The organism is Sphingobacterium spiritivorum (genome assembly GCF_016725325.1).
Classification (GTDB): domain Bacteria; phylum Bacteroidota; class Bacteroidia; order Sphingobacteriales; family Sphingobacteriaceae; genus Sphingobacterium.
Genome location: NZ_CP068083.1, coordinates 3,422,999 through 3,447,285, shown reverse-complemented (window position 1 = coordinate 3,447,285; position 24,287 = coordinate 3,422,999). Strand labels below are relative to the sequence as shown.

Here is a 24,287-nt window from a genome sequence, read left to right as displayed (position 1 = left end):
GCTTACCGCTATAAAAAAGGCTCGGATTCTGAAGAATCCGAGCCTTTTTTATACTATTCACGTTGAGCTATTTATCCCTTTAGTTCTTCTATCTTACGGACGAAAAGGTTATAATTTTCATGTTTCTCTACATATATAAGATCTCCTGCATCTATAAATCCATCCAAAGCAACCGCATCATACCATACTCCATCTATTTCTATCTTGCCGGAAGGACGGAGAACAGTCTTTGCAACACCTTGCTTATGCAAAAGGTTCGCCTTTGATACAGAAGAAGTATATCCCTGATCTGACTTTTGTTCATCTTCCAGTACAAGTCTCTTGAAGGCAGAAGATTTTAAAATATTCTTACCAAATATCACCATTAATATTACAGCCAGAAACATCGAGCCTATTACAATAAGAAAAGAATTAAACAGCATACCCGGATGTGCAAGTTTAAAATCAAAATAATCATTAGATACCATACTGAATGCTAATCCGCAGACCAGACAAATAATACCCAATATACCTGTAACCCCGAATCCCGGAATCACAAAGATCTCTAAAGCGATGAGTATAACACCTATAAAAAAGAGTGCGATTTCCCAATGTGCCGCCAATCCTTCCATATAAAGCGGAGCAAAGAATAATGCAGCTGCTATAAGTGCAACAGCCAGAGCAAATCCGATTCCCGGAGTCTGCATTTCTGCATAAATACCTCCGATAATCAAGAGAATAAGTGCTCCGCTCACGACCGGATTGATCAGAAAACCAATGATATTGTCAATCATTCCGACTTCGTGCACAGTGACAGTGGGTTTACTAATCCCTAAGTCAATAAAGATTTCTTTATTCGCGGATACTTCTGCTTTAGCCACACCAGCCTTCACCGCTTCATCTGCGGTCATGGTAAGCAATTTACCATCTGGTTTCAGGTTTGGAATGGAGACCGAAGGATCGACAAAAGCCTCTGCAATCTTCGGATCTCTGCCCTTTGCTTCAGCTGTAGCACGCATCAGTCCTCTCATATAAGATTGATATTTTTCCGGCAGCACCTCCCCTTTTGCGTCCACAACACTGGCAGCTCCTATACTTGCTCCCTTTTGCATATAGATATAATCCGACGCCATAGCAATCAAAGCTCCTGCAGATGCTGCATTATGATTAATATATACAACAGTCTTCATCGGGGAGTTAAGCAGCCTGCTTCGTATAGAATCGGCATAATTGACTGCTCCGCCAAATGTGTTTAACTCTACTAACAGATAATCCGATTTGAGCGCTGAAGCTTTTTTAGATGCTTTATCAAATGTACGCCATGCGGCCGGGCCTATTTCATCATGGATACGAAAATGATACACTTCCTGTGCCTGTAATGCTGTTATTGCAAAACATGACATCAGAAATAGTATGGTTAAAAAGGTTTTCGTAAATTTGTTCATGTATTCAATCATTGACTGGTTGAAATTTGTGTTGAGCGTAATGGTTAAATATACAATTAATAAAGTATTTGCGGAAAGTTTTTCGGATCCTATCTGGAAAATTGAAGCCGACTCCAATACCCGGATACTGGCTGTGGAAACCCGCGATCAAGAAAGTACATTGCCCGCTTTTCATGTCATCAGCTTTACGGGCACCCGATTATTAGACAACTTCCGGCTAAAAACTAAAGAATGGACGCTGGCAGATATTCAGGGAGATTATTTAATTCTCAAAAAATTAGGTACCAATACCCCATATGCAGCAGGAATTACCGTATTACACATTCCGTCGCGTACCATCACCCAACAATGGCATCAGTATTTGCTGATAGATATTTTTAAAGGTTTACTCAAAGTAAGACATCATACCATCAGTTCGGGCTTTGAAGAATATATTTCCCTTTCTACCGGCACTCCGTTACAAAAACCGGATGGTGAAATTCAGTATTGCACTAATCATATCAGCTTTCCATTAGCCTATAACGGAACCTTACCAGATTTTTTACAATCGACAGTATACGAAGATACAATGTGGATCAGCAAGGTCAGACAACGTTATCTTTGGTGCTACCATACCCGCAAGGAGGATAAATTTGACCTGAATATCTGTATATCCGATCAATACAGAGAGATACACCGGTGTTGCCTGCTGGAACAGAATTCTAAAATGATTCCTCAGCCTTATTTTCAAATTGACGATCAAATATTTCTTATGACCTATAATAAACAGGAAATTGTTTCGTATTTAGTATAATTGCATAATTTTTATCATGAACAAACTATTGAAATCATCTCTTTATAAGAAGATAGCAGTAATTGCTTTTGCTAGCTTTTCTATTTCGAATCTGCACGCATCTTCGTGGAAAACAGATTTTAGTCCAAAAGACTCTATAGGCGTTGAAAATGTCAAAGGAGAAATTTATATCCTTCATAAAGTTGAACAAAAAGACACCTATTATAAATTAGGTCGTCAATACAATGCCATAGTGAAAAATATTATGGCGGCAAACAACAGCAAGGATTTGCGTCCGGGAGATACAGTCAAAATTCCTACCGGCCGACCTTTTCAACAAACTGCTAAAGCTGTCACACAACCTGAAAAATCAAAAAACGCAGGCAATCCACAGCAGCAGACTCCTCTTACAGAATACAAAGTAGGGAAAAGTGAAACATTATATGCGATTTCCAGAAGATTCGGTGTATCTGTGGATGACATCAAAAAACTGAACAACCTGTCTTCCAATTCGCTGAAGGAAAATCAAATATTAAAAATTCCAAACAGTACTCCTACACCTCCGAAACCGGTAGAAGAACCAAAGATCGTCCTGACACCTATAGATACGACGCGTGTAGATTCTACTGAAAAAGACTCTTCCTACAATGAAATCTCTGCTAATAAATATGGCATCCGTGAGAAAAAAGAACGCGGTATTGCGGTATGGATGAGTAATCTGAATTCGGATGGAAAGAGCAACCTTGCCCTTCATAAAACAGCTCCTATCGGCACTATCCTCAAAATCACCAATCCAATGACACACAATGTCACTTACGCTAAAGTAGTCGGAAAGTTTAATGACAATGCGGAAACGGAAAATGCCATTGTCGTATTATCCAAATCTGCAGCTTCCTACATAGGTGCTTTGGATAAGCGTTTTTTGGTAGAAATAAATTATGGTGTACCTTTGGAAAATTAAACAGTATCGTATCATAAATGAATAACAAACCCTTCGTCATAGGAATCGCGGGAAGTAGCGGTTCGGGTAAAACATTTTTCTTAAATAGTTTCCTGCAACATTTCTCAAAAGATGAAATCACTCTCATCTCACAGGATGATTACTATATTCCGGCAAATACAAAGACTCAGGAAGAAAACAGATTGTACAATTTCGACATTCCAACCTCTATTGACAGATCCGCTTTTTATAGCGACATCAAGGATCTGTTTGATGGAAAAACCGTTTTTAAGGAAGAGTATACGTTCAATAATCCGGCACTTACACCCAAAATGCTGAAAATCAAACCGGCTCCCATTCTGATTATCGAAGGCCTGTTCATCTTCTACTATACAGAAGTCAATGAATTGCTGGATATGCGTATATTTCTGGATGCAGAAGAATCTGTTGCTCTGGAGAGACGATTGAGAAGAGATCTCATAGAACGTGGATACGATGAAGATGATGTACGCTACAAGTGGGTAAATCATGTCGTACCGTCTTACAATGAATATTTATTACCCTACAGAGAATTCTGTGATAAAGTAATCATCAATAACATCGATGATCCGGAACCCATCCGAATGGTGACAGATGAGATCTGTCAGGAGGTGAAAGATAAAATAAAAACAATATAAAAAAAGCGGCTAAGCCGCTTTTTTTATATGTTAGATTGATTTTCTGTTGTCATCAGAGTTTGTATCGATTAGTTTATTGTACGGATCTATTCCAACTGCGATTGGCTTTTCATTCACAATAATAGACAGTTTATTATTCACCTGACCTATCTTATGCTTCTTCACATACAATTCCTTCTGGTCTTTATTATCCTTGCTGGCTTCACCAAATACACCTACCTCAATATAATCCTGTAAAGGCAGCGATCGGATCTCTCCCTTTTTGGATGTAGAATGTGCGGCAGGATTACTGTCATCATATATCCGCTTGCCGTTTTTATCTACTCTGTACTTAGCCACCTGAAAAGCGATATCTACCTGATATTTTCCATTAGCTAACTTTTTACTCGATACATTTTCAACCTTATTTTCATAAAAAGTAATGGTCTCGAACATATCTTTTATTAAATACTGCAATGAATCAGGTGTAGCTTTTCTCAAATGGTCTACAAACTCCAGTGAAGTAGTATAAGGCGGATTTTGAAAGGCTGTCTGTTCCAGATATCCTTTTACAGTTCCGTTAAATATCGCTTCACCCAGATAATCACTCATCGCATACAATACCAGTGAACCCTTCTGGTAATGAATATACTGTTGATTCTCATTGTACATCAATGGTTTTTCACCAAGCCGTTCAGCACTTCGTCCTTTCAGATAATTATCTAATGCATCTTTCAGAAATTTGCGCATCTGCCCTTTACCGTACCGTTTCTCCAGTACTTTCAGAGAAGAATACTCCGACATACTTTCGGACATCAGTGTTGCTCCCTGCACATTTGCACCTACCACCTGATGTGCCCACCACTGATGTGCTATCTCATGCGCCGTGACAGCATAGGGATAATCTACTGCATCATGATTCTTTTCATCTACATCAGCAATAAAACCAATGGCTTCTGAAAAAGGTATGGTATTCGCAAAAGACTGAGCAAACGTGCCTCCTGTATGCGGAAATTCAATAATCCGCAATTGCCGGTGTTGATACGGACTATATTCTTTGGTGTAATAATCCAGTGAAGCTTTACTGGAAGCCAGCATGCGATCCAGATTGTATTCATGGCCCAGATGATAATAAACCTCCAGATTGACATCTTTCCACTTATCCCTTTTAACCGCATAACGCGCAGAGTTGAATGCATAAAAATTAAGCATCTCACTGTCCATCTTATACTGGTAGTATTTACGGCCATCTTTTGTCCATTCTTTCACCAGATACCCTGGAGCAATAGCCAACTGATCTTCATCTGTACCTATAGTTGCTTCAAAACGGATCCAGTCCGCATCATTGGAAATATAATTGTTCTGCCGGGCACGTTGATCCGTAGGTTTCGCCATTCTATCTTTGGCCGGTAATCCATATTTGATACGGATATCATTATCCACCAGTTCGGATTGATCAGAATAACCTATTCTTGGAAACATCATATTATTAATAAAGGTTCCATTTCCCTTTACAGGTGAATTTTCATGAATCCAGGTATTAGGTTTGTTCTTTGTTTCGAAAGTCAGCAGAACTGAATCTCCAGGTAGTAAGGGCTGCTGTAATTTATAGATATTAAAATTATACACATCATCTTCTGAAATAAGCTTCACAGGAACATTCCAGTTGAAAGTATATTCGTAATCATTATAATTAACAAATATCGTATCTATAGACTGCGCTGTTTTATTTTTGAGTACATATGAAGCTTTTGCTTCAAATGATCTGGATGAAGGAAAAAGATCCAGATTAAATTTTACGTCCACAACACGAGGTTGGGCACGGTACTGGTATTTTTTGTATTTCTTTTCCCATTGTACAGCTTGCTTTTCAATATCCAGCGCTTTGTAGTACGGATTCTTTACGTTATCCTCATAATAGATCGCTGATCCGATACTTAAAAATCCCAGCAGACATACAGCCAGTATAATACCTTTGCTTATATCAAGATTGGATTTCAACATGTTCCATCTTTCCTTTGCTCCGGAAAATATGCCTCTTCTCCAAAGTAACAACCCCGTAATCAACAGTAAAACCGCAAACAGAAACCAATAAAACTTGTAAGTCAGAAATGGCAATATAAAGCCAAAACCATCCATATCCGAATATTGCAGATTAGGGCCTTGATTAAACTTAAAGATATCCTGTTCGATTCCTGCAAAGGAAAGAAATGGCAGGCCTATATAAAGAATGAGTAATACAAAAAAGCCGCTCAGATAACTTTTAAATAAAGTATGAACAAATACAGCTAAAAAAAGCCAGATAATATTGCTTAACATACCAAAGACCATCAAGGTCATAATGTATTGTCCGATCTCAAATTTATAATACTGGTAATACGCCTGATAAGCTATACAGGTAAGGATCACAAGAAGCATCAGAAACAACTGCATCTTGATAATAGCAATGACTTTAGATAACAGTAATGTCCAGTTTGGAACCGGCGTAGAATCGATCAGACTCCCCATTCTTGAAATTTCTCCGCGATGAAGCAACAGACCTGAAAAAAGGAAAGTCAGGATCATCATGAAAAATTTGAACGTAGAGCCCGGTATCATAACCATTTTCCAGGTCACAGGATACGTAGATGTTCCAAATATTTCTCCGAAAGTAGACGCCATCAGAAGCACAAATAAAATTCCGATCAGAGATATAATCAGAAAAACCGGATTTTTAACGATATACCTGAAGTCATAATTGGAAAGAGACCATGTTGTTTTCAGGTAGTGACCTATAGAAAAACGGTAGTTTACTTTTGGCAGATCAACTTTAAAAATGCTCCCGAAATTATTCTTAGTAACCCTCTCGGACTTCTTGCTCTTGACCAGAGAAAGTCTGCTCTGTGAAAAAGAAAAGAATGTGTAAAAGCCACCAATAAATAATGCCGAAACAGCCAGCCAAATCAGTCTGTTGTAGATGACAACTCCTTCAAAAGGAAGATTATTTACGTTCTTTTCTTCGGGCGACCAATACTGGGTGTAATATGTGATAGCAGACTCTCCGAATGGGTCAAGAAGCGCACCCCAGTAACGATTGTCAACATTGCTGCTGAGGTTGTGAATCACACCTTGCAGCACCATCAGAATCAGAACGGCCACAAACCCTACATAAACATTCCGGGTTAGCGTGACCAACACCAGAATAATAGAACCGATAAAAATCAGATTGGGAATGATGAGTACAAGATAAGTCTGAAAATAAGCAAAAATATGATTAGGCCCGAGCAATTCCTGATTAATTCCGGGTACATACTGCGCGACGATAATCCCTAAAGTAGAAGATAGAACTACGATCAGAACAACCAGCAAAGACCCGAAAAACTTCCCTAAAAGGTAATCAGTCTTTGTAAAGGGATAACTGAACAGGATCGTATGAACGTTATACTGAAAATCCCGGTATATAGAAGCCCCAACAATGGTCGGAATCAGAAAATAGATCAGGGCAGACATACCATTGATCATATCACTGATGGCCAGAGGCGAGTTCATATAGGTATTGGATGAAGTAGTCGCTGTAATACCATCAAATATTCCCAGTGACATCAGCATAATCAACAACGCCAATCCAAAAAACAATGCCATATAAACATAAATAGCAGCGTTTTTGAACCATCGTTTAAATTCGAAATTAAAGATAGTACTAAACATGACGCTGATCTTTTTTAAGGGCAACAAAATAAACATCCTCCAGTTGAACCTGTGCTTTTACAAAGGTTTCATCAGGTACGCTGTCACTATAGACACGGATATTAAGCGTATTATCCTGATTGTAATTGGTTGAAATAACATTAAACTTCCCGATATATTCATCCAGTTGATCACGGCCGATAATACGTACCCAGATCTTGTCATCCAGTTGGCTGATGGTGTCCTTTGGTGTACCCTGAAGCAAAATTTTACCTCCGTTAAGGATGGCCAGTTCATGACATAATTCCCGGACATCATCCACAATATGTGTAGAGAAAATTACGGTATGATTTGTCCCGATTTCACGAAGGACATTCAGAAAACGATGGCGTTCAGCCGGGTCCAGACCCGCTGTCGGTTCATCAACAATAATTAATTTCGGGTCATTCAATAATAACTGAGCAATACCAAAGCGCTGTTTCATACCACCTGAATAACCGCTTACACTCTTATTACGCACATCCCACAGGTTAGTAACTTCCAGTACACGTTTGATAATTTTTTCACGATCCGAACCTGAGGAGATCCCTTTAAGGCGGGCAAAATATTGCAGGAGCTCCTGAGCGGAGAGGTTAGGATAAACGCCGAATTCCTGAGGAAGATATCCTAATACCTTGCGCAGTTCCATTTGATTCTGCAGCACATTAATATGATCAAATTGAATACTTCCCGAATCAGGCTTTTGTAAAGTAGCAATAGTACGCATCAGGGAAGACTTACCCGCTCCATTCGGACCAAGCAGCCCGAACATTCCCGGAGTAATCTCCAGATTGACATGATCCAGCGCTTTCACGCCATTAGAATACGTTTTACTAAGATCTTGGATTGATAAATTCATAAAGCAGTTAACTGTTAATATTTAATTGGTATCGTAATTATACATTTTGTTACAACATACATAAAAAAAATCAGACAATACGCGCTAACTCGCTGAATTGTCATATTTTAAAATATTATTTATAACAAATCTAAACAATATTTATCTTTGCAGTATGATCGATCGAGAAAATCAAATAATGCTTGATTTATGTGCCCCGGAATTACAGATGGATGATCTTCATAAAAGATTAAATCCGGCAACAGGCTTTTCTTGCTGCGTATTTAAAAAATGCTGCAAAAAATATAAAAGAGGCAGCAGATGCAAGAAATGTCCAAAAAAATAGCGGACTATTCCTCAATATAATCCAGATCCCTGGAAAAGCTTTCTTTTAATTGTGTCAGTGCAAATATGGCAATTCCCGAAAGGAGAAACACCATGAGCAAAGCTGCTGTTACGATTCCCCAAAGATCTACAAAATATCCATAGAGCAATGTGGATGGAATAAGAGCTCCCCTCACAAAGTTAGGTGCAGTAGTTGCTACCGTAGCTCTCAGGTTAGTTCCAAACTGTTCAGCAGCAATCGTCACAAAAGTCGCCCAATATCCTACTCCAAGCCCCATCAGAAAAGCCAATCCCAGAAAAGTAGGCTCTGTCAGTCCTTCACTATTCAGGTACCAGCAAGAACTTATAATGATAAGTATCTGACATATAAAAACAACTTTTTTACGGGATTTAAGCCATTGTGCCAACAGGCCGGCGATAAAGTCGCCAAGTGATATTCCTAAATAGGTAAACATAACCCCTTTTCCTGCACTCAATACTACCGGAGCCCCCAATGCCTTTCCGATTTCAGGAGACTGTGTAACCAGCACGCCTACTACAAACCAGATCGGAAGTCCGATACACATACAGTACAAATACCGCTTAAACCGTGCCGTATTATTGAACAACATCCGAAGTTGCCCTTTCTGCACATTAGCAGAATTCATATTATGAAACAGACCCGATTCAAACACTCCAACGCGCAATAACAATAGCAGTAAACCCATTCCTCCACCTACAAAATAAGCGGTACGCCAATCAAACAATTCCGCCACAAAGTAGGCCAATATAGCGCCAAGCACTCCTACACCGGCTACGATCATTGTCCCATAGCCTCTTTTCTCTTTACTCATGCTCTCACTTACGAGTGTAATACCTGCACCCAGCTCTCCGGCCAAACCAATGCCTGCAATAAAACGAACAATCCCGTATGTGGTTACATCATGAACAAATCCATTTGTAATATTCGCAACAGAATACAGTAAAATAGAACCGAAAAGAACTTTCAGTCGTCCGTATTTATCTCCGATAACGCCCCAGATCACACCTCCGATCAGCAGCCCTCCCATTTGCATATTCAACACAAATTCGCCTTTGCTTCGCATATCAGCCTCTGCGACTCCGATATCTCCAAAGGACTGCACCCTAACTATGGAAAAAATAATCAGATCATAGATATCCACAAAATACCCTAAGGCAGCTACGAAAACAATAATCCATACACGTTTATTGGGGAGCACACTTTGCTGTAGTTCAGACATGGTTTGGTTAATTTAGAAAAGCGAATTTAATATAGTTTTCATTTTAATGCAAGATATTCCCGATAAGTTCGCCTTCCTCTCATTTTTGTGCTATTTTTGTAAATACTATGCTGACATTGCGTCCCAACATGCTCAAATGGATACTCCGTAGTTATCCGCCTTTTCTATTCCAGCGGATCTGGATTCAAAAGATCCTCCCGGACTATAGCGGAGTTGATGTCAAGATATTCAGAAGCCTCTTTAATATTAATGGCAACAGAACAATATTCGGAGGTACTATATTTGCAGCCACAGATCCTTTACATCCGCTTCTCATAGATCAGATATTTAAGGCAAAAGGCTACAAAAAGACAGTAGTATGGGTCAAATCTGCACGTATAGAATATAAAAAGCCCGGAGACGGGAATCTGTATATATCCATACGCATCTCGCAGGAGGATATCAGTGAAGCTCTTCGTTCTATTCAGGATGAAGGCAAAATTGTCAAAATATTTACCATAGAGATTTATGACAAGCATCGTAATCTTTGTGCCGTTTCCAATAATGAGATATACATTCGCAATCTCCTTCATGAATCCACGCAAACATCTTCATCAGAAGAAATAAACACTTCAGAAATAAATATTAATTCCATAAACTAAAAATAATGTATATGAAAAATTTGGCTTATCTATTATTAGCAGGATCAGTTTTTGCCTTCTCTTGTCAGAATTCAGGAGATCAAAAAAAAGGTGGTGATATCGAAACTATAAAAAAAGAAGCTATCGCTATACATGATGAGATCATGCCGCAAATATCAACTTTTGATAAAAACACTGTTCGTATAGATTCAATACTGACCAATATTGCAGCATTAAAAGCTAAAAACACTGCACTTGATACTGCAGCAGCACGAACTGAATTATCTGCTCTCAAATCAAAACTGGAACAGGCAACCGGCTCTATGGAAGACTGGATGATGGAATATGCCGTAGATAGCACAAACGTAGAATACCAGCAAAAAGAACTGGAGAAAGTAAATACAATGAAAAAGCTATTTACAGATGTATCCGCAGAAAGCAAAACCATATTAGGTAAATACTAAACGACTATGAGATTACTCTATACATTGACGCTGGCTGCCGGTCTTTTTCTGTCCGCTTGTTCAGGTAATAATGCCAAACTTCCAATCTACGGAGACAGAGAAGCTGTGGAAAAGACCGTGGATGGTAAAGTCGTTATTGATACAGCATATCATACTATTCCTGCATTCAGTTTTCTAAATCAGGATAGCGTACTGATAACGGATAAGAATTTTGACAATAAAATATATATTGCCAACTTTTTCTTTACGCATTGCCCCAGCATCTGCCCTACTATGCAGCGTAATTTATTGAAAGTATACGAAAAATATAAAGGAGACGACCGCATAGCCTTTCTTTCACATAGTATTGATTTCAAATATGATCATCCGTATATATTAAAAGCATATGCTAATAAACTGGGTGTAACGAATGATCAGTGGCAATTCGTTAACGGGTCTAAAGCAGACATATATGGCATTGCTAATGATTATCTTGTATTTGCAAAAGAAGACAGTAATGTACCGGGAGGATATGATCATCAGGGATATCTGGTGATTGTCGATAAAGAAAAGCGTATCCGTGGTGCTTATGACGGTACAGATTCTGAACAGGTAGATAAATTATTAAAAGATCTGGAGATCTTATTCAAAGAATACAAGTAAGATGAAATTTTTGACCATATTGAGCTGTTTAACGGCAGTCTATCTTATCAGCCTGCTTAATGCCTGTCAACCCAATGTCAGCATTCAGACAGCTCAATATGCCGTCAATGGTCAAAAACTGTATACAACGCACTGTCAGAATTGTCACGGTGCAAAAGGAGAAGGTCTTGGAAAGCTGTATCCACCCCTTACAGATGCCAAATATTTCCGGGACAACCGCAATATATTGCCCTGCATCATAAAAAATGGTATCTCCGGACCCATAGAGATTAACGGAGAAACTTTTAATGAGAAAATGCCGGGCGTACCCGAACTGACGGAGGTTGATATCGCATATATTCTAACCTACATCACGACAACATTTGCGCAGGAGACTGAAAAATACAGTCAGGAAGAGGTTCGGACAAACCTGCAAAATTGTAAATAAGCAACCAAGATGCAATGCTTTCTTACAGCATATGTGAATTTCAATATCCGTATTGAAAACCTATATAGACAAAAATTTGCTGAGTACTTCTAATAATCTTTGGTTAGCTGTGTTTATTTATCACCCACATAATTAACCGCATATATAGTTTCATTTCCGCTCTCCCGCACAAAATCTTTATAGGAATAATTCTCACTTTTCTGATGGGAAGACTCTCTTCTCTCCAGGTAATCCTTATAAAACTTAAAGTAACTTCCCTTGGGAGATTCTTTCATTAATTCTTTATTTGACTTATCAATAACAAAAAGCATACAGGTACTTTGTACGTTATTGGGAAGATCCGGATGATGCTGATCATTCATGACGCCAAAGAAAAATATCTGGTTATCAGCTTCCCAGATACGACAGCATATCTTTTGGTCTTTGTAATAAAAGTCAGTTTTACCAAAATGCTCTGCCATAAACTCTTCTAAGGCTTTAGTTTCTTCGGTTGTATGAATATTGACCTGATAAGCCCCTATGTTTTTCTGAAGCGGATCTTCAAAAAAATCGACATAATTGGCAAAAAACAGATCTTTATTGTATCTGCTGATATTTCCGGATAACTTTACATCACCAAAAAATAAAACTGTATCTTTTTCGGAACTGAATTTTTTGATCTCTCCCTCGAGGTACGTTTTATAATCCTTAGTTTCTACACCAACACTATTCAATTGTTCTTTTTTAACCGGAAAAGACAGATTCAGTAAATTAAACTTATCCTTCTGTTTACAACTTATGAAAAATACAAATATGCTCATAAGTAGTAAAGTACAGTGCCTTAAAGCTCCTTTTACCTTTATTTTATATACATTTTTGAATAGAATCACCCGTTTCAATTTTAAGATTAAATAATTTGTTTATAAAAACCCAATCAAATATAGCTCAAAGGTGAATACCTTATATAAAGGTAATTTAATATACAGTAGAGCAATACATTCCGGTGTCTTAACTCAAAGCTAAGTTCGCAATATATAGAACCAGAATGATGTTTCATAATAACATACAGAAAAATCCGAAGGAAAAAACAGAAGTAAATACGCTTAATCAAGAGCAGATTTTGGAAGAATTAAGGGCATAAAAAAAGGTTTCCAAACGGGGAGAGTGGAAACCTTTACTAACCAATTATAAACCTAAATTATGATACTGCAAAGGTACAGCTTATTTCAATTCACTCCAAATGTTTTTTTTAAATATTTTCAGGCCTACGGTTTCTTTCTGTCAAGGTAGAGTCATTAGCAATTATTATTACTTCAAAAACAGCCAAAACGTTACAATTGGCCTATAAATAAAGAAATTGTTAAGAAATCTTAAATTCTATTAAAGATGATCTTTATAACATTATTTTGACATTTTGTGAAAGTAATTTTATCTACATTTGCTACCGAATGAACGTTCGGTTTAGAGATATAAATGAAAAAAAGGCTGCTATCTTCAATACGACTATAGCACTTATAGGAGAGCATGGATTCCATGGTACCTCAATGAGTATGATTGCAAAATCTGCTCAGGTTGCTACAGGTACTATCTATCATTATTTTCCATCTAAGGATTGTCTGATAGAAGCACTTCATCTGGAATGTAAAAAGTTTTTGAATGCACACATCTTTGAAAATATCAGTAATATTAAAGATTATAAAGAAAAATTTTTTACCATATGGAAGCGGTTTATTCATTACGGAGTAATGCAACCGGACATGTTTGGCTTTCTTGAGCAGTTCTATTCCTCTCCTTATATGGAGAATATTAAAGAAAAATACAGACATAGCGCTATTAGTGAAAACAATATACATGATTTCCTTGTTGAAGGAGTTAAATCGAAACAACTTAAAGATTTAGATATCAATATATTATTAACCTCCTACATTGGAGTCGCTACATCTACAATAAGAATCATACTATACGCAAAAGTAAATTACACAGAAACACACTTCAATCAGTTGATCCAGATTGTTTGGGATGGTGTTTCAAATGAAAATAAATATGAAGTCCAATAAAATTATATTATCCATCCTAGCCACCACTGCCCTTTTCAATTGGGCGTTTGCACAGCAAGTGCCTCAAAAGGCTACTCTGCAACAGCTTATAGATTATGCGCTGCAGAACAAAATTTCTATCAAACAAGCCGAAATAGATGAAGCCATCGGTGAGAAAGATATAGATATCTCTCTTTCCGGCTGGTATCCACAATTGGCATTGACCGGTAATTATAATCATAACCTTAAAATACCAACCAATGCTTTTGGCGGACAAACTGTTGTCATGGGACAGAAAAACTCAAGTAACCTGACGCTGCAGGCCGATCAGCAGTTACTAAATCCTGCCCTTATGCAGGCTTCTAAAGCAGCTGAACTGACCAGACTCTCCAACAAACAGAATACAGAAAATGTCCGTATCAATACTGTAGTGGACGTCAGTAAAGCATATTATGATATTCTGACAAGTGAAGAGCAGATCAACATTGTCAGGGAAAATATCATCAGACTGGACAAACAATTGAAGGATGCGCAAGTGAGATATGAAGTAGGGCTGGTGGATAAGACGGACTTCAAACGTGCCCAAATAGCGCTGAGTAATGCTAGAGCGGATGAAAAACGAACAGTTGAACTGCGCAAATATAAGTATGACTACCTGAAGCAACTTTTGGCTTTGGACATAAAAGATCCGTTGACGCTATCATTTGACAATGCGAATATGGAGACTGAAATACTTTTAGATACTACAGGAGGACTGGATAACAGTAAGCGTATAGAATTCCAGCAATTAGAAACTGCGAAAAAATTACAACAGTTAAATACGCAGTATTATAAATGGACTTACCTGCCTAGTCTTAGTGCATTTATTAATTATGGACTTGATTACCGTAATGATAAATTCGGAGACCTGTATAATGACAGCTTTCCGAGATCTACTGTAGGTCTTAATCTGACTTTTCCTATCTTCCAGGGATTTAAAAGAAAAAATCAAATCAACAAATCCCAACTTCAGGAAGCAAGGATAGATTGGGATATTCAGAATCTGAATAACCAGATCAGTACGGAGTATTCACTTGCTCAGGCTTCTTACAACGCAAATCTGAGTGACTGGAAAACATCAAAAGACAATGTTGACCTTTCCAAAGAAGTCTATAACACAATCAAACTTCAATATGATGAAGGGATCAAGACTTATCTGGATCTGATGACAGCAGAGACTGATTTAAAAACAAGTCAACTCAACTATCTGAATGCCTTATATGCATTATTGTCCAGCAAACTGGATGTTCAAAAAGCATTGGGAAATATACAAACGAATTAATCACTTAAGAAATCGACAATATCATGAATAAGAGACATTTATTAACGGCATTTTTTATTGGTTCTGCACTTGTGTGGCAATCATGTGGGAATAAGGATGCTAAACAGCAAGGCGCTGCACAGGCACCTGCTGAACGGGTAGTTCCGGTTACTACAGCTGTTGTTAACGAAGAAATTGTAACAGGTAATATTACTTATCCGGCTTCTGTCGTCGCATTGAATGAAACAGAACTACGTGCGGAAGTTAATGGTTATATCACTAATATATATGTTGCTGATGGAGCTGTTGTTTCAAAAGGCCAAAAATTATATGAAATTGACGGTATACGCTATACTGCCGCAGTAGATCAGGCAAAAGCGAATCTGAATATCGCACAGGCTAATTATGACCGTGTACAGACCGATTTGAAACGCTACGAAAAACTTGCTCAGCAGGATGCGATCGCTAAACAGACATTAGACTATGCTAAGACAGACCTGGCTAATCAACAAGCGCAGGTGGCTTCTGCAAAAGCTGCGTTGACAACAGCTAATACAAACCTGGCAAGATCAGTAATCAGAGCTCCTTTTGCCGGAACGGTAGGGATTTCACAGGTACGTGCAGGAGCATTGGTCTCTGCCGGAACTACATTACTGAATACGATCTCATCTAATGATCCTATCGCAGTAGAAATTCAGGTAAACGAAAAAGATATCAGCAAATTCACAGCACTTAGAAATAGCCACAAATCATCCGCTATTTCGTTAACCTTGCCAGATGGAACTGAATATCCTGAACATGGAACCATTCACACAGTTGACCGTGCTATTGACCCTAATACAGGAACATTAAAAGTACGGGCGGCATTCAGCAATGCAAACAGAAGTCTGGTAGCCGGCATGAACCTGACACTTAGTATAAAACAAGAGTCTGCCAGCAATGAGCTTGTTGTCCCTTACAAAGCTGTAATGGAACAACTGGGAGTCTTCAATGTATACGTAGTAGGTGACAGCAGCAAAGCTGAGATCCGTCATGTCGAACTGGGAACCAAAATTGGTGACCGAATTGTAATCAAAAAAGGAATTACTCCGGGTGATAAAGTAATTATTGAAGGAGTAATGAATCTCCAGCCTGGTGTTAAAGTAACTGAAAGTAAAGGAACAGAGAATGGTGCAGCTCCTAAAAAAGGGTAATACGATCCTCATTTAACGATTAATATATGATTTCAGAAGTTTTTATAAAAAGACCCATAACGGCAATCGTAATATCAATATTGATTACGATTCTGGGAACGATATCCGTTGCCACACTGCCGATAAGTCAATACCCTTCCATTGCTCCTCCGACAGTATCCGTTACCGCGAACTATACAGGTGCCGATGCGCAGACTGTAGAACAAACGGTAACCACTCCTATTGAGAGTCAGATCAATGGTACTCCGGGGATGATCTATATGTCCTCAAACAGTACCTCAAACGGTCAGTCGCAGATCACTGTAACCTTTGAAGTAGGTACAGATATTGATATTGCTACACTTGACGTTCAAAACCGTGTAGGTATTGCAGAACCATCCTTACCGGAAGCCGTAAGACGTCTGGGTGTAACTACACGTAAAGCAAATACAGATATCCTGATGTTGGTTTCTTTAGTTTCTCCTAAAGGAACAAGAGATGATAAGTTTCTATCCAACTATATCAACCTGTACATCAAAGATGCGATTATGCGTGTTAAAGGTGTGGGTGATGCGACTGTATTCGGACAGCCATTCTCTATGCGGGTATGGTTAGATGCAAACAAACTGTCAAACCTTGGACTTACACCTGCTGATGTATCAAATGCTATTCAGGAACAGAATATCCGTATGCCGGGAGGTAGTGTGGGTGGACGCCCTCAGGAATCTTCTACTGTATTCGAGTACCCTATCCTGACAGATGGAGATCTTTCCAATGTAGAAGACTTTGAAGACATCATTGTCAAAGCCAATACAGACGGATCTATTGTACTGTTGAAAGATGTAGCCCGTGTAGAGCTGGGACAATTCTCTTACAGTACTTCTACCAAGACAGATGGAATGGTATCTACCGGTATGATGATCAATCAGACTCCGGGAGGTAATGCCGTGGAAACAGCTGCCGGTATCTACAAAGCATTGGAGCAGTTGAAAAAATCATTCCCGGATGATGTGGATTACGTTGTCGGTTATGAAACTATTTCAGTTGTAAACGCATCTATTGAATCGGTTATTCATACCCTTTTAGAAGCCTTATTATTAGTAACGGTGGTTGTGTTTTTCTTCCTGCAGAGCTGGAGAGCAACATTAATTCCAGTACTGGCAATCCCGGTTTCTATTGTGGGAACATTTATATTCTTCCTGCTGTTTGGTTTCTCTATCAACAACCTGACGATGCTTGCATTCGTACTTGCGATTGGTATCGTAGTGGATGATGCCATCGTCGTCGTGGAAGCTGTCCAGCATTATATAGATCATTATAAGCTGGATGCTAAAGAAGCAACCCGTCGGGCGATGAAAGATATTACGGCTCCAGTTATTGCGATTGCGCTGATTCTTTCTGCCGTATTCGTTCCGGTAGGATTTATCCCGGGCATGGTAGGTAAACTCTATCAACAGTTTGCCATTACAATTGCCGTATCTGTAATGTTGTCTGCATTTATAGCTCTGACCCTTACTCCTGCCCTATGTTCATTGATGCTGAGACCAACATCCGTTAACAAAGAAGCCAGAGGATTAAATAAGTTTTTCTACAAATTCAACGTATGGTTTGAAAAAGTAACAAACAAATATTCCAAAGGTGTACAGCAATGTATCCGTAAGGCACCTCTGGTACTGATTATACTCTTATGTATTTTTGTGGGAACAGGCTGGATGTTTAATGCCAAACCTACAGGCTTTATTCCTTCAGAGGATGGTGGTATGTTCTTTGCCGGGGTTACATTACCTGAGGGAGCATCATCTGCCCGTACAAATGAGGTGCTGGACGAACTGGAAGCTGACTTAAAGAAAGATTTCCCGGAGATCAATCACGTAACAACCATTTCGGGTATCAATATCCTTAACCGTGCATTTAAACCAAATGGTGCAACACTCTTCGTTTCCCTGAAACACTGGAATGACCGTAAACGTACAGCAGCAGAGATTACCGGTGCTATTATGCAAAAATATATGGGATATCAAAAAGCCCGTATTCTTGCGGTAACACCTCCAGCAATCCCTGGTCTTGGTACATCCGGAGGTTTCTCTATGATGTTGTTAGATCAGCAAACTGTAGATATCAAAGAATTTGAGGGTGTGGTAGGTAAATTCTTAGCTGCTGCTAATCAGCGTCCTGAGATCGGTATGGCCTATACCCTGTTCAGTTCGAACTCGCCTAACTACAAACTTCACGTAAACCGTGAGCAGGCGAAAAGAATGGGGGTTCCTGTTTCTAATATCTATTCGACTATAGCGGCTTACCTTGGTAGTAGTTACGTCAATGATTTTACGAAATATGGTCGTAACTTCCGTGTGGTTACACAGGCAGATACAGCATATCGCATGGGCATAGAAGATATCAACAAACTTTATGTCCGGAATGCAGCCGGATCTTCTGTACCGATGGCTACATTAGTCAGTTATGAACTGACGACCAGTCCATCGATCGTCAATCACTATAATATCTTCAGAAGTATTGAGGTATCGGGTAGTGCGGCTCCCGGATATAGTTCCGGAGATGCATTAAAAGCATTAGAAGAAGTCGCTGCACAGACATTACCTAATGGCTATGACTATCAGTTCTCCGGATTGAGTTTGCAGGAGAAACAATCGGGATCACAGACGATTATGATCTTTGCACTCTGTATACTCTTTGTATTCTTACTTTTAGCATCCTTATATGAAAGCTGGTCAGTACCATTCTCTATCCTCCTATCTGTACCTTTAGGGGTATTCGGAGCGATTCTGACATTGATTCTGATTCCGCGACTGGATAATAATATCTTTGCTCAGATTGGTCTCGTTACGATTATCGGTCTTGCAGCTAAAAATGCGATTCTGATCGTAGAGTTTGCCAAAGAGCGTGTCGATATCGGTATGAATCTGATCGAAGCAACATTAGATGCAGTCAAATTACGTTTACGTCCGATCATCATGACATCACTTGCATTTATTCTGGGGATTATCCCACTGATGCTTTCCACTGGTGCGGGTGCTGTATCACGTCAGACAATTGGATGGACGGTATTCGGAGGTATGGCTGCAGCTACATTCTTAGCTATATTTATTGTACCTGTGCTATTTGTTGTCATTACACGTATGGCATATGGAAAGAAAAAATTAGCCGAACTTGAAGCTAATTTTGATGAAGAAAAAGCTAAAAATCTAAGTGCCCATTAAACAATTAATAGTTCTTATAGTTTGCAGAAGCCTGGTCGTTAACGATCAGGCTTCTGCTGTTTTAAGTACAGTGAAAGGTGCTAGAGTAAGGTTCTGAACTTTATCATTAACCTCTCTGCCCTTCGGGCATCTCTCCTTAAAAAGGAGAGAAAGTTATTATATCGTCTTTGCACAAGCAATCCCCTCTCCTTTTTAAGGAGAGGGTTAGCGTGAGGTTCTTAAACCTTCAAATACAATCAGATACCCCAAAAGAGATTGAATATATTGATTATCTTTAATCGAAATCAATTGTTTATGGATTCAAAATCATTTAGAAGACAACTTCGCAGAAACCAGACACCTGCAGAAGCTACATTTTGGAATTTGGTTCGTTCTCATAGACTAAATGGATTAAGATTCAGGAGACAACATACAATAGATAACTATATTGTTGATTTCTATTGTCCAGAACTAAAACTAGTTATCGAATTGGATGGAAGTATTCATGATAATCTTGGACAATCTAACTATGATTATGAGCGGGATACAAAACTAAGATCAATGGGTTATAAAGTAATCAGGATAGAAAACGAAGCAGTTTTAAAAAATCCGGAAGTAGTACTTCTGTATTTATTAGATCATATAAAGCAATCGTAATCCTCTTCTACTGTATAAAGAGAACTTATTCCGACTTGTTAGGAAGAGATTCTAAACGTATATCATTAACCTCTCTGCCCTTCGGGCATCTCTCCTTAAAGAGGAGAGAAAGTTATTATACCGTCTTTGCACAAACAATTCCATCTCCTTTTTAAGGAGAGGGTTAGGGTGAGGTTCTGAACTTTATAATTAACCTCTCTGCCCTTTAGGCATCTCTCCTTAAAAAGGAGAGAAAAATTATTATATCGTCTTTGCACAAACAATTCCTTCTCTTTTTTAAGGAGAGGGTTAGGGTGAAGTTCCTAAAAGTTAATATGGATATATACCATTTCAAAAAAATAGGCTGTATCAAATGTTTATTTGATACAGCCTATTTTTTTGATGAAAAAGAATAACTTATTTCACTGTTTTACCAATGAAAGTCTCTTCATCGGTTGTATAAATTTTATACCTGACTTCATATCCTTCCGGAGCATAGATTACAATGGGCAATCTTCCGTTGTAACGAGCCATTTTACTTTCAGAAGAAACAAACTGCTGAATTTTCTTAGCATCCGGACAAGCCATCATCGTACTACGGACACTTCCATTTGTAGTAAACACATAATAGTTGTATCCCCAGCCCTGTAAATCCTTCTCTTCAAACTGACCCGCTAAACCGTAGCTGTTACATCCGTCAGTTTCCATTACTTTTCCAACAAAAAATTCTATTTTCTTTAAGTTATCCTTATCAGAATGCGGTACATCAATGATATATTGCATCTGTCCTTTCTCCGCTTTAGGGAACATACTTACAGAAGAGCTTACAGATTGCTGTGCATATACACTTGCTGTTCCTAATGAAATCAATACTGTTAAAAGTTTAAAAAATTTTATCATAACACTTATTATTTATTATACTCTTATAACGGTTTCCGGATAGAAAAAGCTACAAAAAAAGCCGTCATATGACGGCTTTTTTTTATAATTTAAGTACTCTTTGTTTCTTATAATATTTGTTTGCTTCAGGCAGCAGTTTTTGTATATCTGAAATACGTCTGGCATCACTGGGGTGCGTACTCATAAACTCAGGAGTACCCGGGCCTTTTCCGTTTGACATTCTCTCCCAAAAACCTACTGCAGTCTGCGGATCATATCCGGCCATTGCCATAAATATCAATCCTAAACGATCGGCCTCAGATTCATTACTTCTGGAATACTTAAGCATACCTAACTGTCCTCCTACTCCATACAGTGTACCTACAACATTCTGTACGATTGCACTTTTACCTGAAGTAGCTGCACCTACAACCTGTCCTCCTGTCTGCAGCAATATCTGATTACTCATCTGTTCACTGGAGTGTTTAGCGATTGCGTGTGCAATCTCATGTCCCATTACAGTAGCCAGTCCGGCTTCATTAACAGTAATAGGCAGGATACCTGTGTAGACGGCCACTTTACCACCAGGCATACACCAGGCATTGACCTCATCACTTTGAATAAGATTAAATTCCCAGTTGAAATTATATTGATTTGCTATTCCCTGAGCAGTCAGATAGCTATTTACGGCCGCTGCTATATTGTTTCCTACTTTTTTTACCATTGCAGCATTACCTGTTCCCGTAATTACTTTTGTAGAAGCTGAACCTAAAAATTCTTTATAGGAAGCGGCAGCCTGTTGCTCTACCTGACTATCGCTGACAAGACTTAATTGTTTGCGTCCAGTCAGAGGCACTGTAGAACAGCCTGCAAGTGTAGCCCCGACTAAGAGCATGCTTGTATATTTGTATAGATTATTCATGGCGTGTTTGTTTACAGAAATACTTCTCAATTCTTGTGCCTAAAATCAAGTCTTATTTTTTTTCTTAAACAAATAAATCTTGGATTCATGCCCTTTGAGAAGTCGTTCAATATTTTTCTGATGGGTAATCAGAATAAGTGCACAAATAGCTATTCCATACAATAAAACGGAAGGAACTGATGTATGAAAAATAAAAGCAATACTAAAAGGAAAGGTAAAACCGGCAAGTATAGAACTCAGCGACACATAGTGTGTAATCAGTAAAGTGAGAATAAATACACTTACACAACATAAAGCTGCTGGTAAATGAATGGCCAGTACCATTCCAAATAAAGTGGCTACACCTTTACCACCTCTGAAGCCCGCAAAAATAGGAAACAAATGTCCCAATACAGCAATTACCCCTAAAGCCAGTTGAAAGTTAACAAATTGAGGGGCTTCCGGCATGCCTACAATAGTAGGATCCAATAAATGTGGCAGATTCGTGGCTGTCCATCCTTTTAGAATATCTATAAACATGACAGCACTACCTGCTTTTGGTCCCAATACACGAAAGGTATTGGTCGCTCCGGCATTCCCACTCCCATATTCTCTCACATCCACACCATAAAACGCCTGTCCCAACCATACAGCTGTAGGTATGGAGCCAAACAAATATGCCAATATTACGATACCTAACAGGTAAATTGAAATCATTACTTTCTTTTAATAGATAGTCCTAATATAATTAAATAAGTTTAGCTTTAAGACTTAGGTCAAGACTTTTCACGGAATGGGTCAAAGCTCCTACAGAAATATAATCCACCCCTGCTTCTGCATATGCACGTATCGTATCAATAGTAATTCCACCTGAAGCTTCCGTAACCAATCTGCCGTGAATAATATCTACAGCTTCTTTTACCTGTTGCGGTGTAAAATTATCCAACATTACGCGATCAACGGATCCGAATGTCAGTACTTCATCCAGTTCCTTAAGATTGCGTACTTCTATTTCTATTTGTATTTCTTTTCCTAATTGCTGGCGGTAACTTTCCGCAGAAGTAAGTGCTTTGGTAATACCTCCTGCATAATCAACATGATTATCCTTGATCAGAATCATATCGTATAATCCGAATCGGTGATTTACACCACCACCGATCTTCACGGCCTCTTTTTCAAGGAAACGCAACAAAGGAGTCGTCTTACGGGTATCTAAAACTTTTGTTTTTGTCCCTTCCAGTAACGAAACATACTCGTGTGTGCGGGTAGCGATTCCACTCATCCGCTGCATCACATTCAACACAAGTCGTTCAACTTTAAGGATACTATGTATGTCTCCCTGCAGATAAAATGCAATATCTCCTACCTTAACAGCATTTCCGTCCGTTAATAATGTTTTGATCTTTAAGGAAGGATCTGCTATTTCAATAAGTTTACGGGCAACTTCCACACCAGCCAGAATTCCATCTTCCTTAACCAACAATTTGGCTTCTCCCTGCTGTCCAGCGGGAATGGTTGATAATGTAGTATGGTCACCATCGCCAACATCCTCTTGTAAGGATTCCCTAACAAAAACAGCTAACTTTTCGACAAATTCTTTATCCATATTATAATAACGCACGATAAGGTAGCACGAAGATGAGGAAATAAATTAAATTCTAAAAGAAATTAACAAATCTATTTTACAGGAACAGGTTCAAACCGTATCTCTGATATATAAAGGACATCGTTATTTTCGATTAATTTAGTGAAGACCCGGTATTGTTCCCGTTGAGTCTTTAACGAAAATACATAGTATGCATTTGAAGAATTGGAATTCATTTTTTGCATAATCCGTGCAGAAGAAGGTTTATTTTGTCTGAAGAACTCATTTAATATCAATTCGGCCTGAAATTTGGAATAAACACCGTCTTCCTGTTTCACGGCAACGCTCACTGTACTGGCAAAATTCCTGGCCAGATCCTTGGAATTACCGGCCCGGAGACTACTTAAAATATCCTCCGCAATATCCTGTCCCCATCCTCTGGCAAAACTGCTCAGGAATGAAAGAACTATTGTCGCCATTATAATCCATTTCTTCATTACACGCTTATATTTAACAGAAAAATATTAA

The 24,287-nt window shown here is 38.7% G+C and carries 22 protein-coding genes; 12 read left to right on the top strand and 10 right to left on the bottom strand.

Features of this window, described 5'->3' with window-relative positions:
• Positions 1-71: 71 nt before the first annotated feature.
• The gene (locus I6J02_RS14530; RefSeq protein WP_201678571.1) at positions 72-1,424 is read right to left on the bottom strand and encodes an NfeD family protein; all 1,353 of its coding nucleotides are present in this window, start codon (positions 1,422-1,424) and stop codon (positions 72-74) included.
• Here I6J02_RS14530 and I6J02_RS14525 point away from each other — a divergent pair.
• Genes I6J02_RS14525 through I6J02_RS14515 form a run of 3 tightly spaced genes read left to right on the top strand, consistent with a single transcriptional unit; the run spans position 1,423 to position 3,813 of the window.
• Positions 1,423-2,217: a DUF4905 domain-containing protein gene (locus tag I6J02_RS14525; RefSeq protein WP_236581926.1), complete on the top strand. Its 795-nt coding sequence runs from the start codon at positions 1,423-1,425 to the stop codon at positions 2,215-2,217. The genes I6J02_RS14530 and I6J02_RS14525 overlap by 2 nt on opposite strands.
• A 16-nt stretch (positions 2,218-2,233) precedes the next feature.
• Positions 2,234-3,157, top strand: coding sequence for a LysM peptidoglycan-binding domain-containing protein (locus I6J02_RS14520; RefSeq protein WP_201678569.1), 924 nt, complete (start codon positions 2,234-2,236; stop codon positions 3,155-3,157).
• Positions 3,158-3,174: 17 nt separating this feature from the next.
• Complete coding sequence (locus tag I6J02_RS14515; protein ID WP_201678568.1) at positions 3,175-3,813, top strand: uridine kinase; 639 nt, start codon at positions 3,175-3,177, stop codon at positions 3,811-3,813.
• Between the two features lie 30 nt (positions 3,814-3,843).
• Here the strand turns inward: I6J02_RS14515 and I6J02_RS14510 are convergent, their stop codons facing one another.
• The 3 genes from I6J02_RS14510 to I6J02_RS14500 all read right to left on the bottom strand — a co-directional run bounded on the left by I6J02_RS14510 (position 3,844) and on the right by I6J02_RS14500 (position 9,921).
• Complete coding sequence (locus tag I6J02_RS14510; protein ID WP_201678567.1) at positions 3,844-7,479, bottom strand: ABC transporter permease/M1 family aminopeptidase; 3,636 nt, start codon at positions 7,477-7,479, stop codon at positions 3,844-3,846.
• Complete coding sequence (locus I6J02_RS14505) at positions 7,472-8,356, bottom strand: ABC transporter ATP-binding protein (RefSeq protein ID WP_201678566.1); 885 nt, start codon at positions 8,354-8,356, stop codon at positions 7,472-7,474. Before I6J02_RS14505 ends, I6J02_RS14510 begins: the two co-directional genes overlap by 8 nt.
• Before the next feature lie 329 nt (positions 8,357-8,685).
• Positions 8,686-9,921: an MFS transporter gene (locus I6J02_RS14500; protein WP_201678565.1), complete on the bottom strand. Its 1,236-nt coding sequence runs from the start codon at positions 9,919-9,921 to the stop codon at positions 8,686-8,688.
• A gap of 107 nt (positions 9,922-10,028) precedes the next feature.
• Here I6J02_RS14500 and I6J02_RS14495 point away from each other — a divergent pair, with 107 nt between their 5' ends.
• The 4 genes from I6J02_RS14495 to I6J02_RS14480 are packed head-to-tail and all read left to right on the top strand — an operon-like array spanning position 10,029 to position 12,074.
• The gene (locus I6J02_RS14495) at positions 10,029-10,562 is read left to right on the top strand and encodes a DUF4442 domain-containing protein (RefSeq protein WP_201678564.1); all 534 of its coding nucleotides are present in this window, start codon (positions 10,029-10,031) and stop codon (positions 10,560-10,562) included.
• A gap of 11 nt (positions 10,563-10,573) precedes the next feature.
• On the top strand, positions 10,574-11,005 hold the full coding sequence (locus I6J02_RS14490; protein ID WP_236581924.1) for a transposase: 432 nt from the start codon (positions 10,574-10,576) through the stop codon (positions 11,003-11,005).
• A gap of 6 nt (positions 11,006-11,011) precedes the next feature.
• Positions 11,012-11,647: an SCO family protein gene (locus I6J02_RS14485; RefSeq protein WP_201678562.1), complete on the top strand. Its 636-nt coding sequence runs from the start codon at positions 11,012-11,014 to the stop codon at positions 11,645-11,647.
• Between the two features lies 1 nt (position 11,648).
• On the top strand, positions 11,649-12,074 hold the full coding sequence (locus tag I6J02_RS14480; protein ID WP_201678561.1) for a c-type cytochrome: 426 nt from the start codon (positions 11,649-11,651) through the stop codon (positions 12,072-12,074).
• Positions 12,075-12,187: 113 nt separating this feature from the next.
• Here the strand turns inward: I6J02_RS14480 and I6J02_RS14475 are convergent, their stop codons facing one another.
• Positions 12,188-12,874: a hypothetical protein gene (locus tag I6J02_RS14475; protein WP_236581923.1), complete on the bottom strand. Its 687-nt coding sequence runs from the start codon at positions 12,872-12,874 to the stop codon at positions 12,188-12,190.
• A gap of 627 nt (positions 12,875-13,501) precedes the next feature.
• Here I6J02_RS14475 and I6J02_RS14470 point away from each other — a divergent pair.
• From I6J02_RS14470 to I6J02_RS14450, 5 genes are all read left to right on the top strand, one after another.
• Positions 13,502-14,110 carry a TetR/AcrR family transcriptional regulator gene (locus I6J02_RS14470; RefSeq protein ID WP_201678559.1) on the top strand — a complete coding sequence of 203 codons (609 nt, stop codon included), beginning with the start codon at positions 13,502-13,504 and terminating at the stop codon, positions 14,108-14,110.
• Complete coding sequence (locus I6J02_RS14465) at positions 14,097-15,410, top strand: TolC family protein (protein ID WP_232279630.1); 1,314 nt, start codon at positions 14,097-14,099, stop codon at positions 15,408-15,410. The genes I6J02_RS14470 and I6J02_RS14465 overlap by 14 nt, the downstream gene beginning before the upstream one ends.
• Before the next feature lie 23 nt (positions 15,411-15,433).
• Positions 15,434-16,582 (top strand): efflux RND transporter periplasmic adaptor subunit, encoded by a 1,149-nt coding sequence (locus I6J02_RS14460; RefSeq protein ID WP_201678558.1) that lies wholly within the window; start codon positions 15,434-15,436, stop codon positions 16,580-16,582.
• Between the two features lie 26 nt (positions 16,583-16,608).
• Positions 16,609-19,779, top strand: coding sequence for an efflux RND transporter permease subunit (locus I6J02_RS14455; RefSeq protein WP_201678557.1), 3,171 nt, complete (start codon positions 16,609-16,611; stop codon positions 19,777-19,779).
• Positions 19,780-20,073: 294 nt separating this feature from the next.
• Positions 20,074-20,415, top strand: a complete 342-nt coding sequence (locus I6J02_RS14450; protein WP_201678556.1) for an endonuclease domain-containing protein — start codon at positions 20,074-20,076, stop codon at positions 20,413-20,415.
• Between the two features lie 396 nt (positions 20,416-20,811).
• Here the strand turns inward: I6J02_RS14450 and I6J02_RS14445 are convergent, their stop codons facing one another.
• The 5 genes from I6J02_RS14445 to I6J02_RS14425 form a co-directional block, all read right to left on the bottom strand.
• Complete coding sequence (locus I6J02_RS14445; RefSeq protein WP_201678555.1) at positions 20,812-21,294, bottom strand: ecotin; 483 nt, start codon at positions 21,292-21,294, stop codon at positions 20,812-20,814.
• A gap of 82 nt (positions 21,295-21,376) precedes the next feature.
• Positions 21,377-22,195: a M48 family metallopeptidase gene (locus tag I6J02_RS14440; RefSeq protein WP_201678554.1), complete on the bottom strand. Its 819-nt coding sequence runs from the start codon at positions 22,193-22,195 to the stop codon at positions 21,377-21,379.
• 45 nt (positions 22,196-22,240) lie between these two features.
• Entirely contained in the window at positions 22,241-22,891 is a 651-nt protein-coding gene (gene plsY, locus I6J02_RS14435; protein ID WP_003004220.1) for a glycerol-3-phosphate 1-O-acyltransferase PlsY, read from the bottom strand.
• 31 nt (positions 22,892-22,922) lie between these two features.
• The gene (nadC, locus tag I6J02_RS14430; protein WP_201678553.1) at positions 22,923-23,780 is read right to left on the bottom strand and encodes a carboxylating nicotinate-nucleotide diphosphorylase; all 858 of its coding nucleotides are present in this window, start codon (positions 23,778-23,780) and stop codon (positions 22,923-22,925) included.
• Between the two features lie 71 nt (positions 23,781-23,851).
• Positions 23,852-24,256, bottom strand: a complete 405-nt coding sequence (locus tag I6J02_RS14425) for a DUF4783 domain-containing protein (protein WP_201678552.1) — start codon at positions 24,254-24,256, stop codon at positions 23,852-23,854.
• Positions 24,257-24,287: the final 31 nt, after the last annotated feature.

Coding starts and splice junctions, on each gene's coding strand:
- I6J02_RS14525 (WP_236581926.1), top strand. CDS start 1,423: ATGTATTCAATCATTGACTGGTTGAAATTTGTGTTGAGCGTAATGGTT.
- I6J02_RS14530 (WP_201678571.1), bottom strand. CDS start 1,424: ATGAACAAATTTACGAAAACCTTTTTAACCATACTATTTCTGATGTCA.
- I6J02_RS14520 (WP_201678569.1), top strand. CDS start 2,234: ATGAACAAACTATTGAAATCATCTCTTTATAAGAAGATAGCAGTAATT.
- I6J02_RS14515 (WP_201678568.1), top strand. CDS start 3,175: ATGAATAACAAACCCTTCGTCATAGGAATCGCGGGAAGTAGCGGTTCG.
- I6J02_RS14510 (WP_201678567.1), bottom strand. CDS start 7,479: ATGTTTAGTACTATCTTTAATTTCGAATTTAAACGATGGTTCAAAAAC.
- I6J02_RS14505 (WP_201678566.1), bottom strand. CDS start 8,356: ATGAATTTATCAATCCAAGATCTTAGTAAAACGTATTCTAATGGCGTG.
- I6J02_RS14500 (WP_201678565.1), bottom strand. CDS start 9,921: ATGTCTGAACTACAGCAAAGTGTGCTCCCCAATAAACGTGTATGGATT.
- I6J02_RS14495 (WP_201678564.1), top strand. CDS start 10,029: ATGCTGACATTGCGTCCCAACATGCTCAAATGGATACTCCGTAGTTAT.
- I6J02_RS14490 (WP_236581924.1), top strand. CDS start 10,574: ATGAAAAATTTGGCTTATCTATTATTAGCAGGATCAGTTTTTGCCTTC.
- I6J02_RS14485 (WP_201678562.1), top strand. CDS start 11,012: ATGAGATTACTCTATACATTGACGCTGGCTGCCGGTCTTTTTCTGTCC.
- I6J02_RS14480 (WP_201678561.1), top strand. CDS start 11,649: ATGAAATTTTTGACCATATTGAGCTGTTTAACGGCAGTCTATCTTATC.
- I6J02_RS14475 (WP_236581923.1), bottom strand. CDS start 12,874: ATGAGCATATTTGTATTTTTCATAAGTTGTAAACAGAAGGATAAGTTT.
- I6J02_RS14470 (WP_201678559.1), top strand. CDS start 13,502: ATGAACGTTCGGTTTAGAGATATAAATGAAAAAAAGGCTGCTATCTTC.
- I6J02_RS14465 (WP_232279630.1), top strand. CDS start 14,097: ATGAAGTCCAATAAAATTATATTATCCATCCTAGCCACCACTGCCCTT.
- I6J02_RS14460 (WP_201678558.1), top strand. CDS start 15,434: ATGAATAAGAGACATTTATTAACGGCATTTTTTATTGGTTCTGCACTT.
- I6J02_RS14455 (WP_201678557.1), top strand. CDS start 16,609: ATGATTTCAGAAGTTTTTATAAAAAGACCCATAACGGCAATCGTAATA.
- I6J02_RS14450 (WP_201678556.1), top strand. CDS start 20,074: ATGGATTCAAAATCATTTAGAAGACAACTTCGCAGAAACCAGACACCT.
- I6J02_RS14445 (WP_201678555.1), bottom strand. CDS start 21,294: ATGATAAAATTTTTTAAACTTTTAACAGTATTGATTTCATTAGGAACA.
- I6J02_RS14440 (WP_201678554.1), bottom strand. CDS start 22,195: ATGAATAATCTATACAAATATACAAGCATGCTCTTAGTCGGGGCTACA.
- plsY (WP_003004220.1), bottom strand. CDS start 22,891: ATGATTTCAATTTACCTGTTAGGTATCGTAATATTGGCATATTTGTTT.
- nadC (WP_201678553.1), bottom strand. CDS start 23,780: ATGGATAAAGAATTTGTCGAAAAGTTAGCTGTTTTTGTTAGGGAATCC.
- I6J02_RS14425 (WP_201678552.1), bottom strand. CDS start 24,256: ATGAAGAAATGGATTATAATGGCGACAATAGTTCTTTCATTCCTGAGC.